The following is a 13789-nucleotide window of genomic DNA, read 5'->3' as shown; positions in this document are numbered from 1 at the left end:
GGCGGCGTATGGTGGGAGTGGTCGCAGCGGATCAGCTGCGCGCCAGTCGAACACGACCCGCCGCGCTATCGGCGGAGACTGAGGGGTGGATCGCTGTGTCTCGTGCGCTACTGATTGTTGACGTGCAGAACGACTTTACGGAGGGCGGAGCGCTCGGAGTCACCGGCGGCGCGGCGATCGCGCAGTCAGTGACGAAGCTCCTCCGGAACGAGCGGGAAGCCGAGCGCTACGCCCTTGTCGTCGCGTCCCGCGATTGGCATGACCCCGAGGGTGACAACGGCGGCCATTTCGCGGCAGCTGGCACAGATCCCGATTTCGCCGGAACCTGGCCCGTTCACTGCGTAAGCGGCACACCGGGCGCGCAGTATCATCCGGCGCTCGACATCGACCGGATCGACGTGCACATCCGCAAGGGCATGGGGGAGCCGGCATACTCCGCCTTTGAGGGTGTTGCCGGCGACGGCCGCACCCTCGCCACCGTTCTTGCGGAGGCAGGCGTAACCGAGCTTGACGTTGTCGGCATCGCGACCGATTACTGCGTGCGCGCGTCAGCGCTCGACGCGCAAGACCTCGGGCTGCGGGTGCGGGTGTGCGGCGAGCTCATCGCCGGGGTCGCGCCTGAGACATCGGTCGCAGCGATTAAAGAGCTCGCGGCCGCCGGCATCGAAATCGTGTAACGATGCCGCCGGCCGCGATGGGCGGGACGTTCCAGCGCTCGGCTAGTGGTGCGCGGCGTCGGGGAGATCGACCGCGGCCGTGAGCGGCTGACCGTTCTTCACCAGGCGGCGCTTTGTGAACTGCCAGAGCACAGCGAGCAGCACGAACCACACCGGGGTGAATAGCAGCGGCAGCCTGGTGTCCTCAGCGAGGGACAGCGTGACGAGGATGAACGCGAAGAACACGAGCACGGCCCACGGGGTGATGCGGGCGAGCGGTGTGCGGAACGCGGAGGACCTGTGCCGCTCAGGGTAGCGGCGCAGGTAACGGATGAAGCTGATCGCGATCATGCTCCAGACGAACAGAATGAACGTCGATGCGACCGAGGTGACGAACGTGAACGCTTCGATGACGCTGTCACCGAGCAGCAAGATCGGCACAGAGGAGAGCACGAACACGGTCGAGAAGAACACTGCGCGGCGCGGAACGCCGCGCGAATCGGTGAGCGCGAAACCGCGCGGCGCGTGGCCATCGTGCGCGAGCGAATGCATCATGCGGGTGCCGGAATAGAACCCGGAGTTCGCGCTTGACGCCGCAGACGTGAGCACGACGAGGTTGATCGCGAACGCGGCCGCGCTGAAGCCCGCGTAGGCGAACGTCGTAACGAACGGGCTCAGCGCTGGGTCGAGTTTGTCCCACGGGGTGATCGCCATGATCACGGTGAGGGCACCGATGTAGAAGATGAGCACGCGCACGACGATCGAGTTGATCGCCCTGGGGAGGTTGTGCTGGGGGTTCTTCGTCTCGGCCGCCGCGGTACCGACGAGTTCGACACCGATGAAGGAGAAGATTCCGAGCTGGAAGCCGAGAAGGAACCCGCTCGCACCAAACGGGAACATGCCGCCGTGATCCCACAGGTGCGTGATCGACGATGCCGTGCCGGTGTCCGGGTTTGTGAAGCCGGTGACGAGCAGGATCACGCCGGTGACGATGAGCGCGAGAATGGCGACAATCTTGATGATCGAGAACCAGAACTCGAACTCGCCGAAGAACTTCACTGGCTGCAGGTTGAGGATGACGAGGACGAGCGCGGTGACGAGCGCTGGCACCCAGTTCGGGATGTCGGCGTTGATGTAGGAGACGTAGCTCGTGATGGCGATGATGTCGGCAATGCAGATGACGATCCACGTCACCCAGTAGGTCCACGAGACGAAGAATCCCGCCCAGGGGCCGATGAGGTCCTTCGCAATGTCACCGAAGGTCTTGTAATTGAGGTTGGAGAGCAGCAGCTCTCCGAGCGCGCGCATGAGGAGGAACATCATGCACCCGATGACCGCGTAGATGAACAGCACCGACGGGCCAGTGAGGCTGATCACCTTGCCCGAGCCGAGGAAGAGCCCCGTGCCGATTGCGCCGCCAATTGCGATGAGCTGGAGGTGGCGGTTGGTTAACCCGCGCTCGAGCTCGTCGTGTGTGCCTGATGGGCCGGTCTGAGTCATGGTGGATCCCGTCTCTGCTCGGCTCCGAGCCGAGTTCGTTCTTCTGCGCGTGCCGTGGAGCGCACGGAAACCGTGCCCTACGATCGCGTTAGCCGCCACACAGACTACCCCGGCCAGAGACCGCAACAGGCAGTAGAAACCTCAAGGCTTGCTCAAGGTTTTCGGGCGTGAGCGTTCCGCCCAGATTCGGTGCGACGACGGGGGTCGTGCACGCCTCACCCGCGAGCGGCGCGACTATCCCTCGCCGAACTGTGGGTGGATACGCGCCTCCTGCGCATCAAGCGCCAGGCCTGCTGCGCGCAGCGCGCGTGAGCTGTAGCGGCCAATCGCGCGCTCCTCAATGAGCGTCGCTCGCTGGGCCTCGAGCGCGATGCGGGTGAGCCGCATGTACGCCTCGGCCGGTGTCTCCGCCGTTGGCACGGCGAGCGCACCCGTCTCGTGAAACCGCAGTGCGAGCGGCCCGAGCGCCGCCTTCGTTGCGATCTTCGCCCGCTGCACGACCGGCTCAGGGGTGATCGTGCGTTCCGGATCCTCGCTCTCGATCGTGAGCTCGTCATCGATCGCACTGATGCCAGCATCGACGAGGTCATGGCTCAGCGCAGCGACCTCGGTGTTGTCCGCACCGGACTTCACCCCGAGGGGCCAGAGCCAGTTGATCACCGCGGGGAGTGTGAGCCCGTGGAGCAGCAGGGTCGCGACCGCGACAACAAACGCGATGAGGATGATCTGCGGCCGGTACGGAACATCTGTCGAGATTGACTGGGCGGCGGCGAGCGTCACCACGCCGCGCATCGCACTCCACGTGAGCACGACGCCGTCGCGCCACCCGAGCTGCTGCTCAATCTCGTGGTCGAGATCGGCCTGCGCGCGATCCCGCAGCAGTTTCAGGCGCCGCTGCGCCCGTTCGTCGTTCGCACGGCCGTTGCGCGCGAGGCGCGCTTCAACCCGTGCGAGCTCGTCGCCGCGTGCCCGCTTCCTGCGGGTCTCGCCCCGCATCAGGAACACCAGCGGGACGACAAATAGCGCCCTGCTCACAATGAGGAGTACGACGAGCCCGCCAGCGATGAGCGCAACGTGGCCGAGGTGGAAGGTCGAGTCCGTCACCTGGTTGACGAGCACGTGCAGTTGCAGCCCCATGATGAGGAAAACGCCGTTTTCCAGGATGAACTGCACCGTGCGCCAGTTGAGGCGTTCGTTGGTGCGGGCGACCGCGCTGAACCTCCGCACCGAGTGGTAGCCCGTGTACAGGCCGGTCACGACGACCGACAGCACGCCGGAGGCGCCGATGACCTCTGCCGGGATGAACGCAACGAACGGCACAACGAATGAGACGAGCGTGTCGTGGACGGGGTTATTGAGCCTTGCGCGGATCCACACCGTGATGAACCCCATGAGCAGGCCGACGCCGATCGCTGCGACCACGGAGAAGGCGAACGCGCCCGCAGCCTCCCAGAAGACAAAGCTCCCCGACACCGCTGCGAGCGCGGTTCGCAGGAGCACGAGTGAGGTTGCGTCGTTGACCAGGCTCTCGCCCTCGAGGATGGAGACGATCCGGTCTGGCAGGCCGAGTCGCTTGCCGATTGACGTCGCGGCGACCGCATCCGGTGGGCTGATGACCGCGCCTAGCGCGACCGCAGCTGGGAACGGGAGCACCGGGACTGCGAGGTGCAGGATCCACCCTACGAGCAGCGCAGACAGGATGACGAGGAGCACCGAGAGGTCGGCGACCGGTCGGAGGTTTCGGCGGAAATCGACGAAGGGGACGTTCATCGCTGCGGCGTAGAGCAGCGGAGGCAGCACGCCGAGCAGGATAATTTCCGGGTCGATCTCGATGAGCGGCACCCACGGGAGGTAGCCGATCCCGATCCCGACAACGACGAGCACCAGCGGGGCGGCAATGCCGATCCTGCCGCTCACAAGCGAGACGCCGACGAGCACGACAACGGCAGCCACTGCGACAAGTGCTAGCTCCATCGCCCCAGTTTCTCATGTGCGTTGGCATTGCGCTCGGTCAGCTTGCGCTGTGTCCGGTCCGCTGCGGTCTTGCCGAGCACCCACCACCGGCGGATGACGGCGGCGCGAAGCCGGTCACACCTCTGATGCACCCGCAGCAAGCTCAGGCTCAGGCTCTCCGTAGAATGCGGCCCATCGCCGCAGCTCTGGGGCGAGCGCAGCGGCATCCAAGCGTTCACCGGGGAACGGCGAAGCGGTCACCGCTCGGCTCTTCGGGTCGCGCCGCCACGTGCCAACCGTGCGGCCGTCGTGCACAACGGTCGCAAGAAACACGCCGTTCTTTCCCGGAACGAGATGCTCCAGGTGTTCCGCTGCGAACTGTGGGGACCGGTCGGAATACCCGAGCAGGTGTTCATCGAAGGCGGGGAGCAGCTGCCACCCGCTCGACGTCTCCGTTGCCGGCCCGTGGTCTGTGGTGTCGAGCGCGGCGGGATCCGCCCACAGCGCCCCGGCAGCCCCGGGGATGCCTGCCCGCGTTGCCGCGACAACCAGGCCAGCCTCCGCGGCGAGCTCGAGCGCGCGTGAGACAGCCGCAGCGGGCAGCTGCGCCCACGAAGCGAGGTCCTTGCGCGACACCGCGCCGCGCCCACGAACGTAGCGCGCAGCGAACTCGCACAGGGCCTCATCGCCAGTGAGGTCGCGCGGCGACGGAATCCATTCAGACGCGAGCACGAGTCGCGGCTCAGGGTCGGATTTGGCTCCGGATGCCGCCGGTACCGGCCCGAATGTCGTCAACCCGTTCTGGCACAGCCACCAGATGAGGTGGTAACGCCAGTTCGGCTTCCAATCGATTCCAGCGTCCGTCCAGACCTGCGCGATTTCTGTGCGATCAAGACTGTTTCCGCCTGCCAGGGCCGCGAGCGACACCTCCGTTGCGCGCTCGAGCACTGCGTCACTCATCCCAAGGAACGCGCGTCGCTTAGGTGCGCCCGCGAGTACCCGCGCGTTGGTGAGCTGCTGCATCCACCCGATATCTTCCGCCGCAACCAGGTGCACCGTGCCGCGCATCGGCCACGAACGCACGATCATCCCCGCATTCATCGCAGCAACAACGTCAGCCGCCGCGATTCCAGGTGCGCGCACCCCGACCGCCCACTTCGACGACCGCCAGTCCTGCCCCTGCAGGCCGAACATGTGCGAAACCACCGCGCTCGCGCTGGCCGCACCAGCCGCGACGTCAGCAGGGGGCGACGGCACCGCGGGAGTTGCCGAGCTGGCCGCACCGAGCCGGAGGGCCCGCATGCGCACCCGCAGCACCTCCTCCGCACTCAGCACGGCAGCCATCGGCTAGAACCTTGCCCGGTGGTACTGCGGCGGCACAAGGCCCGCGGCGTTGGGCGAGCGAAGCTCAGCGGCCCACTGCAACGGCAGATGCGGGTTCGCGAGCAGTGGCCGCCCAAGGGAGATGACGTCGGCCTGACCCGTAACGAGAATCCCTTCGGCCTGCTGCGCCGACGTGATCGCGCCGACGGCGCCAACTGCAAGCGCACCCGCTCGCCGCACCCGTGCGGCGAGCGGCACCTGATAGGACGGGCCGACCGGGATGACGCTCAGCGGCGAGTTCCCAGCAGACGACACGTCGACGAGATCGGCGCCGTCCTCTGCGAACCACTCGCTCACGGTCGCAGCTTCCTCGACCGTGAAGCCACCGTCCACCCAGTCAGTGCCGGAAATACGCACGATGATCGGAAGATCCGGGTGGTCGCCCCGGATCGCGCGAATGACCTCCCGCGTGAACCTCGCGCGGTTTTCGAGCGGCCCGCCGTACGCGTCTTCGCGGTGGTTCGACAGCGGCGAGAGGAACTCCTGGAGCAGGTAGCCGTGCGCGGCATGCACCTCGACGGCGTCAAACCCCGCCTGCACGGCTCGGCTCGCCGCCGCAGAAAACGCACCAACAAGGCCAGCAATCTCATCCACCGTGAGCTCGCGCGGCGTCGCGTATTGCTCGTCGAACGGCAGCGCGGAGGGCGCAACGGTTTCCCAGCCTCCCTCGGACTGCGGCACGGAGCCGTTGGGCTCACCCGGCCACGACCGGTAGGTGCTCGCCTTCCGGCCGGCGTGGGCGAGCTGCACAGCGATTGCGGCGCCGTGGGCGTGGGCGATACCGCTGATCCTCGCGAAGGCCGCCTGCTGCTCCTCGTTCCACAGACCAAGATCCTCTGGGGAGATGCGCCCTTCTGGTGCGACCGCGGTTGCCTCCATCACAACGAGCCCCGCACCGCCACGCGCCAGCGCGCCGATGTGCTGCAAATGCCAGTCGCGGGGCACCCCGTCGCGCTCGGTGACGGAGTACTGGCACATGGGCGCCACCCACAGCCGGTTGCGCACGGTAAGGCCGCGCAGCGCGAACGGTTCAAAGAGGAGCGGATGTGCCATGCACATAGGGTAGCGAATAGCGCACCCAGCTCCGCAACACTGCAATCGGGCAGCCTCGCGGTGGCGTGCGCCGCAGAGTGACACCCCGACGCCCGAATGTCGCAACCCTGTGCCAGGCTTGACCCAGTAGAAGCCACGCCGCAGCAGATGCGCGTGCGGCACTGCCCGATTGAGAGAGGACCCGTCTTGCGACTGCTGCACACCTCCGACTGGCACCTTGGCAGGAGTTTCCACGGCAACTCCACGCTGCCGCAGCTGCGTGAGGTGCTCGGCGCAATCCCCGGCATTGTTCGCGAGCACGGGATAGATGCTGTCCTCGTCTCAGGCGACGTGTTCGATCACGCCGCTCCCGCGGCCGAGCTTTATGGCGTGCTCGCGAGCGTCATCCAGGGCATCCGCGCAGCCGGAGCCACCGTGGTAATCACGAGCGGCAACCACGACAACGCGGCGCGCCTCGGCTTCCAATCCGAGTGGGCAGCGCTCGGCGGCGTGCACGTTGTCACACACGCAGACGCGTTTCGGCGTCCGGTGCAACTCACTGACGAGCTCGGCACGGTCGACGTGTACGCGATCCCGTACCTCGAACCCATGCTCAACACCACCCTCTTCCCCGGCGAGCAGCTGCGCAGTCACCAGGCGTTGCTCGGCCGAGTGATGGACGAGGTGCGCGCGCTCGCCGCAGCTCGTGGCAACCGTTCCGTGGTGATGGCTCACTGCTTCGCGGTGAACGGCGGGGGAGACGCCGCTGAATCTGAGATCGAGAAGGCCGGTGAGGGGTTGGTGTGGGATCTCACCGCCGGTGGGCTCGACGTCGTGCCTACGGCGGTGTTCGCGGGAGTCGACTACGTCGCGCTCGGGCATATTCACGGCCGCGCGGAGCTCACCGCCCAGATCCGATACAGCGGTGCGCCAGTGCATTTCTCCTTCAGTGAAGCGGCGAAGCCGCGCGGTGGGTGGATCGTGGAGCTGCACGCCGAGGGGTATCACGACGCGACCTGGGTCGACTTCCCGGTGCCGCGCCCGCTCGCGAGGATTCGCGGCACACTCGACGAACTTCTCGGTGACGCCGGGCTCGCAGAGCACGAGGCAAGCTGGGTCGAGGCGACACTCACGGACGCGGTGCGCCCGATCGATGCGATGCGGCGGCTCAGGGAACGGTTCCCGCACTGCGCCCACATTGAGTTTGCTCCCGCTGCCCGTGGCGAGCGTGTTGAGACGAGTTACACGGAGCGCGTCGCGAAAAAGAGCGATGTTGACATCGTCGACGAGTTTCTCGGACTGGTGCGGGGCGGCGAACGGCTTGACGAGTCCGAGCGAGAGCTCATACGCGCGGTAATCACGCAGGTGACAGGCGCCTCAGGGGCTACCGCCGTGGCCGCTGAAGGGGGCGACTCATGAGGATCGTGAGGATCGACATTGAGGGCTTCGGGCCGTTTCGCGACAGGCAGGTGCTCGACTTCGCGGCGGCGGCGGCCGGCGGGCTGCTGCTCATCTCTGGGCGCACCGGTGCGGGGAAATCGAGCCTGCTCGACGCAGTGAGTTTTGCGCTTTATGGGGCGGTGCCGCGCTACGACGGGCAGGTGTCGCGCGTGCGTTCCCACCACGCTTCGGCTGAGCGGCAGACGCTCGTGCGTCTCGACTTCGAGGTTGCCGGTGAGCGATATCGGGTCGAACGAAGTCCCGAATACAGCCGCCCAGCGAAGCGTGGCGGCGGCACGACAACGCAGAAGACAGAGGCGCGACTGTGGCAGTGGGACGCCGCGACGGACGAGTGGCGCGGGCTCGCGTCGCGACCCGTCGACGTTGCCGCGTTGCTCGCGCCAGTGCTTCGCCTCAACCACCAGCAGTTCTTGCAGGTTGTCATGCTCTCCCAGGGAGGCTTTCAGCGCTTTTTGCGCGCCGCAGACGACGAGCGACAGGCCACGCTCCGCACACTCTTTCAGACGGAGCGATTCGCGGACATAGAGGCGGCGCTCGCCGAGCAGCGCCGTGAGCTTGATGGCGCAGCGCGTGAGAGCGAGGCGAGAATCGAAGGGCTGCTCGGCGGGCTTGAGGATGCGCTCGAGCGTGACGCAGTCGCGGCCAATGACGGCAGCGCCGCCGCGCTCTCTGCCGCCGCGATCTCCGCCGCTGAGGTGCCACAAACACTCGTCGCAAGGCAACGCGCCGCGGGCGCCGCCGTCGCCGGTCTCGAGGCGCGTGCCGACGGGCTCGCTCGCGAGTCTGAGCGGCGCCGCAGCGAACACGGCGAGGCCGTTGCTGCGCTCGACCGAGCGCGGACCATAGCCGCAGCGCAGGAGCGGGTGCAGCGTGCCGAGGCGAGGAAGGTTGAGCTCGACGAGCAGCGGGCAGACGTTGAAGCGCTCCGCGTGCGGCTTGACCGTGCGGATCGCGCATCCAGGGTCGTAGGAGCACGCAGCACCCGCGACCGTGCGCGCCAGCAACTCGCGGAAGCGGACGCGCTGTGGGATGAGGCATGGAGCGCGCTGCTTCGTGAGTACGCTGACGGGGATCCGCTTGCGCAGGGAACCGAAGGCGCAGAACCCGCCGCACAGGAAATCCCCGAGCAGGGCGCCGCCTGGGAGCTGGTTTCTCAGTGGCTCACCACGGAGCGAGACCGCGTCGCACGGCTCCTCGGCTCGTTGGTCGAGGCCCAATCCGACGAACAACAGCACGAAAAGCTCACCGGCGAGGTTGAGGAACTCCGCGCCGCTGTGGCACAGTCCTCAGCTGAACACGAGATCGAGACGTCAGCGCTTGCCGCCCTCCCCGCCAGCGTCGCCAAGCTGCGGTCTGAGCGTGAGCGGGCGGCGCTCGACGCGGCGCTCGAGGCGCCACGCAGCGAGGACGTTGCGCGGGCGAGCACTCGACTGGATGCCGCACGGTTGACGAACGCGCTTGCGGCTGAGCTTCGCGCGCTCGAGGAACGGTCCGCTGAGCGTGCGGCGACGAGCGCTGAGCGCGCGGCGACGGTCAGCGATCTCCTTGCCAGGCGTATCGCTGGCATGGCGGGCGAGCTCGCGGACTCGCTTGCGGCAGGCGCACCATGTCCGGTGTGCGGATCAAAGACCCACCCGCAGCCAGCTGAGCACTCTGACCCGGTGACGCCGGAGGCGATCGCGCACGCCGAGGCGCAGCAAGCGCTTGCGCAACGCGCACTCGACGACGCGCGCGCCGAGGAACAACTGACAGCCACCAGGCATCTCACCGCGCGCGAGGGGGCGGCAGGATACACCGAAGCGGACGCAGCGGCGGCGCTGGAATCGGCGTCCGCAGCGCTCGCACAAGCGCGGGAAGCGTCCGCAGCGCTCGCCGAGCTTGACGCACAGCTCAGCGCGCTCGAAGCGGAGGCAGGGAGCCGCGCCGAGCGTGTGAGTGAGCTCGCAGCCAGATCGGCTTCGCTGCACGCAAGCGCTGAGGCCAAAGCGGCGCAGGCTGCGGCGCTCATGGCCGAGATTACGTTGGCGCGCGCCGGGTTCGATCGCATCGCGGCTCGAGTCGCGATGCTGGAAGACCTCGAGGCAGCCCTCGAGCGGGCCCTCAGCGGCGGCGGCGCGCTGGATTCCGCCCGTTCCGGGCTCGCAGCAGCAGAGGAACGCCTGGCCGATGAACTGGTCGTCGGGGGCTTCGCCCAGCCACACAGCGAAGCTCCGGAGTACCAGCGCGCAGCCGATGAGGCCGCGGGGGCCCACCTCGAACCGGGGGAGCGGGAGCAGCTCCGCGCTCGAGTGAGCGGCTTCGACGCGGAGACACAGCGCAATGCTGGTGAGCTCGCGGCGCCCGACCTTGCGGAGCTTGACAGGACGCCTGTGGCGCTCGAGCCGATCGCCGAGGCGGCCGCGACGGCAAGCATGTTGGCGGAGAGCGCGATAGCCGAGCACGCCGCAGCCGCCCGAATTTCGCGTGAGCATCGATCCACCCTCGAACGGGTCGACAGGGAGATCGCTGGCTCATCGGCTACGGGGGAGGCGCTCCTGCGGCTGCGACGGCTCGCCGACACGCTGCAGGGCAAGGACCCGAATACGAAACGCATGCGCCTCGAGGTATTTGTACTCGCAGCCAGGCTCGAGTCGATCGTCGTGGCGGCAAATCGACGGCTCTCCACGATGGTCGGCGGGCGCTACCGGCTGCAACACGACGACGGCCTGCGTGCCCGTGGACGGCAGTCGGGCCTCGGGCTCGCCATCATCGACGAGTACACGGGCAGAGCGCGATCGACCGATTCGCTGTCCGGCGGTGAGACCTTCTTGGCCTCCCTCGCACTCGCGCTTGGTCTGGCCGACGTGGTCACCGCGGAGTCTGGCGGGCTCGAACTCGATACGCTATTCATTGACGAGGGGTTCGGATCGCTCGACCCCGATGCGCTCGATCAGGCGCTCGCCACTCTCGACGCGCTGCGGGAGGGAGGCCGCACGGTCGCACTCATCAGCCACGTGGCAGAGCTCAAAGAGCGACTTGCAGGCGGGCTCGAGGTCGTCGCAGACGGCCAGGGCGTGAGTAGCCTGCGCGGCGACGGGGTTGTTTCCCCCGGCCTCGCCACCCAGCACAACGGAAAGGACCCGCGATGAGTCTTGCGCGCCAGCTCGACGAGGCCGCCAGGTCGGGGAAGACTCCGACGGCGGACGACACGTTCGCAATGTTCGAGGAATGGGCTTGGGAAGAGCGCGGTCTGAGGCTCTACCCCGCGCAGGAGGAAGCGATCCTCGGGATGGCGATCGGCTCGAACGTCGTGCTCGCGACCCCGACGGGAACGGGGAAATCACTCGTTGCGCTCGGGGCGCACTTCGCGGCGCTCGCTGAGGGCCGACGCACCGCATACACGGCCCCCATCAAAGCGCTGGTGAGCGAGAAGTTCTTCGAGCTCGTCGCGGTGTTCGGGGCCGACCGTGTCGGCATGATCACGGGTGACACGGCAATCAACGCCGATGCCCCGATCATCTGCTGCACCGCAGAGATCATTGCGAACCTGGCGCTGCGCGACCGCGATGTAAACGGCATCACACAGGTGGTGATGGACGAGTTCCACTTCTACGCCGACCCCGATCGCGGGTGGGCGTGGCAGGTGCCCTTGCTACTCATGGAAGACGCACAGTTTCTTCTCATGTCGGCGACACTCGGCGACGTCACCGAGCTCGCGGACGACCTCTCACGCCGCACGGGCCGCGATACCGAGCTCGTCACGGGCGTCGAACGGCCAGTTCCGCTCTCCTTCGCCTACGCGGTTTCGCCGACGCACGAGGTCGTCGAGCAGCTCGTAGCGGATCGCGAGACACCCGCCTACCTCGTCCACTTCAACCAGTCGCACGCCGTTGAACAGGCCCAAGCGCTCTCAAGCCTGAAGCTCGTCGACCGGGCAGGGCGCGACGAAATCGCCGAAGCGATCGGCACGTTCCGGTTCTCAGCAGGCTTCGGCCAGACACTATCCAGGCTCGTCCGCTCCGGCATCGGCGTGCACCACGCGGGGATGCTCCCGAAATATCGCAGGCTCGTCGAACAGCTCGCGCAGCGGGGCCTCCTCAAGGTCATTTGCGGAACCGACACGCTCGGTGTCGGCATCAACGTGCCCATCAGGACGGTGGTGATTACCGCCCTCACGAAGTATGACGGAGAGCGGATGCGCAGGCTCTCCGCGCGCGAATTCCACCAGATTGCCGGCCGCGCTGGCCGAGCAGGATTCGACACCGAGGGAGACGTTATCGCCCTCGCTCCCGAGTTCGAGGTCGAGAACGCGAAGGCGGCAGCAAAGGCGGCTGCGAAAGCAACGGGCGGCAAGAAGGCAAAGCCCGCGAAGAAGAAGTCTCCACCGCAGGGTTTCGTCGCGTGGACCGAGCAGACACTCGACAAGCTCGTTGCAGCGTCACCCGAGCCGCTCGTGAGCCGGATGCGGATCACGCACGCGATGGTGCTTGGCGTGATCGGGCGTGGCGAGGAGTACGAGGGCGACGCGCTCGAGACGTTGCGCACGCTGGTATTCGACAGCCACGAGCCGCGTGCCGCACAGTTCGCGCACGCGCGCACAGCGATCGACATCTTCCGCACGCTCGTGCGTGGCGGAATTGTGGAGTATCACGTCGACGGGCGCGGGCACCGGTTGCTGCGACTCACGGTCGAACTGCAGTCAAACTTTGCACTCAACCAGCCGCTCTCACCGTTCGCGCTCGCAGCCCTCGAACTGCTCGACCCAGATGCGCCGAGCTACGCACTCGACGCGATCTCCGTAATGGAGGCAACGCTTGAGGATCCGCGCGCAATCGTTCGCGCGCAGGAACACAAGGCCCGCGGCGAGGCCATCGGCCAGATGAAAGCGGACGGGATCGAATACGAGGAGCGCATGGAGCTTCTCGAAGAGATCACCCACCCGCAGCCGCTCAAGGAGCTCCTCGGGGAGGCCTTTGAGGAGTATCTCAAGGAGGTGCCGTGGGCCCGCGACTACGAGTTGCACCCGAAATCGGTCGTGCGCGACATGATCGAGCGGGCATTCGGCTTCCGTGACCTTGTGAACTTCTACGGCCTCGGCCGGTCTGAGGGCGGCGTGCTTCGCTACCTGAGCGACGCATACCGGGCACTCGAGCGTACGCTGCCCGAGGCCGCGAAGACCGACGAGCTCGACGAGATCATCGACTGGCTTGGCGAACTCGTTCGGCAGGTCGACTCGAGTCTCGTCGACGAGTGGACCGAGCTGTCGAACCCGGACATTGCGGCCGAGCTTGCTGCGCGCCACGGCTCCGACGAGGCGGCCCTCGTCGGGCCTCCGCCAGCGCGTTCGCTGCTCGCAAACGAGCGCGCATTCCTCGTGATGGTGCGAAACGCGCTCTTCAGGCGGGTACAGGCGGCAGCGTTTGAGCAGTACGACGAACTCGAGGCGCTCGACGCGCCCCACGGATTTGGCGTGCAGCGGTGGCGCGAAGCCCTCGACGGGTACTTCACCGAATACGACGAGATCCGCGTCGACGCTGACGGCCGTGCCGCTGGCCTCCTCAGCCTCGACCGGTCCACGGCGGCGGCGGGGGTCTGGGGTTTCCGGCAGGTGCTCCTCGATCCCGCTGGCGACCTCGATTGGGCAATCGAAGGCGAGATTGACCTTGCAGCCTCCGAGCTTGAGGGGGAGCCCGCCGTGCGCGTGACGCGCGTCGGGCCGACGGTCTAGACGGGGAGACAGGGTCGCCGCGAGACGGGGCGCGATCAGCGCACAGACCGATTCTGACGCGCCACTACTGCGAGTTTGCCGCGCCAACTCGCATCCC

The 13789-nt window shown here is 67.2% G+C and carries 8 protein-coding genes; 4 read left to right on the top strand and 4 right to left on the bottom strand.

Features of this window, described 5'->3' with window-relative positions; genetic code table 11:
• The first annotated feature begins 95 nt into the window (after positions 1-95).
• A complete protein-coding gene (locus tag SD72_RS04695) occupies positions 96-677 on the top strand; it encodes an isochorismatase family protein (protein ID WP_042543282.1) in 582 nt (193 codons plus the stop codon).
• Positions 678-719: 42 nt separating this feature from the next.
• On the opposite strand, the gene SD72_RS04690 is transcribed toward SD72_RS04695, so the two are convergent.
• From SD72_RS04690 to SD72_RS04675, 4 genes are all read right to left on the bottom strand, one after another.
• Positions 720-2156: an amino acid permease gene (locus SD72_RS04690; RefSeq protein ID WP_042543281.1), complete on the bottom strand. Its 1437-nt coding sequence runs from the start codon at positions 2154-2156 to the stop codon at positions 720-722.
• A gap of 234 nt (positions 2157-2390) precedes the next feature.
• Positions 2391-4130 carry a cation:proton antiporter gene (locus SD72_RS04685; protein ID WP_042543280.1) on the bottom strand — a complete coding sequence of 580 codons (1740 nt, stop codon included), beginning with the start codon at positions 4128-4130 and terminating at the stop codon, positions 2391-2393.
• Between the two features lie 114 nt (positions 4131-4244).
• A complete protein-coding gene (locus SD72_RS04680) occupies positions 4245-5453 on the bottom strand; it encodes a winged helix DNA-binding domain-containing protein (RefSeq protein WP_042543279.1) in 1209 nt (402 codons plus the stop codon).
• A gap of 3 nt (positions 5454-5456) precedes the next feature.
• Entirely contained in the window at positions 5457-6545 is a 1089-nt protein-coding gene (locus SD72_RS04675; RefSeq protein ID WP_042543278.1) for an NADH:flavin oxidoreductase/NADH oxidase, read from the bottom strand.
• Positions 6546-6731: 186 nt separating this feature from the next.
• On the opposite strand from SD72_RS04675, the gene SD72_RS04670 reads away from it, so the two are divergent.
• Genes SD72_RS04670 through SD72_RS04660 form a run of 3 tightly spaced genes read left to right on the top strand, consistent with a single transcriptional unit; the run spans position 6732 to position 13692 of the window.
• Positions 6732-7943, top strand: a complete 1212-nt coding sequence (locus tag SD72_RS04670) for an exonuclease SbcCD subunit D (protein WP_042543277.1) — start codon at positions 6732-6734, stop codon at positions 7941-7943.
• On the top strand, positions 7940-11113 hold the full coding sequence (locus SD72_RS04665) for an AAA family ATPase (RefSeq protein ID WP_042543276.1): 3174 nt from the start codon (positions 7940-7942) through the stop codon (positions 11111-11113). The genes SD72_RS04670 and SD72_RS04665 overlap by 4 nt, the downstream gene beginning before the upstream one ends.
• The gene (locus tag SD72_RS04660) at positions 11110-13692 is read left to right on the top strand and encodes a DEAD/DEAH box helicase (protein ID WP_042543275.1); all 2583 of its coding nucleotides are present in this window, start codon (positions 11110-11112) and stop codon (positions 13690-13692) included. The genes SD72_RS04665 and SD72_RS04660 overlap by 4 nt, the downstream gene beginning before the upstream one ends.
• Positions 13693-13789: the final 97 nt, after the last annotated feature.

Origin of the sequence: Leucobacter komagatae, from assembly GCF_000834055.1 — a bacterium.
In the GTDB taxonomy this organism is placed as follows: Bacteria; Actinomycetota; Actinomycetes; order Actinomycetales; family Microbacteriaceae; genus Leucobacter; species Leucobacter komagatae_A.
The sequence above is the reverse complement of the archived record's forward strand: the minus strand, read 5'-3'. Positions and strand labels throughout refer to the sequence as shown.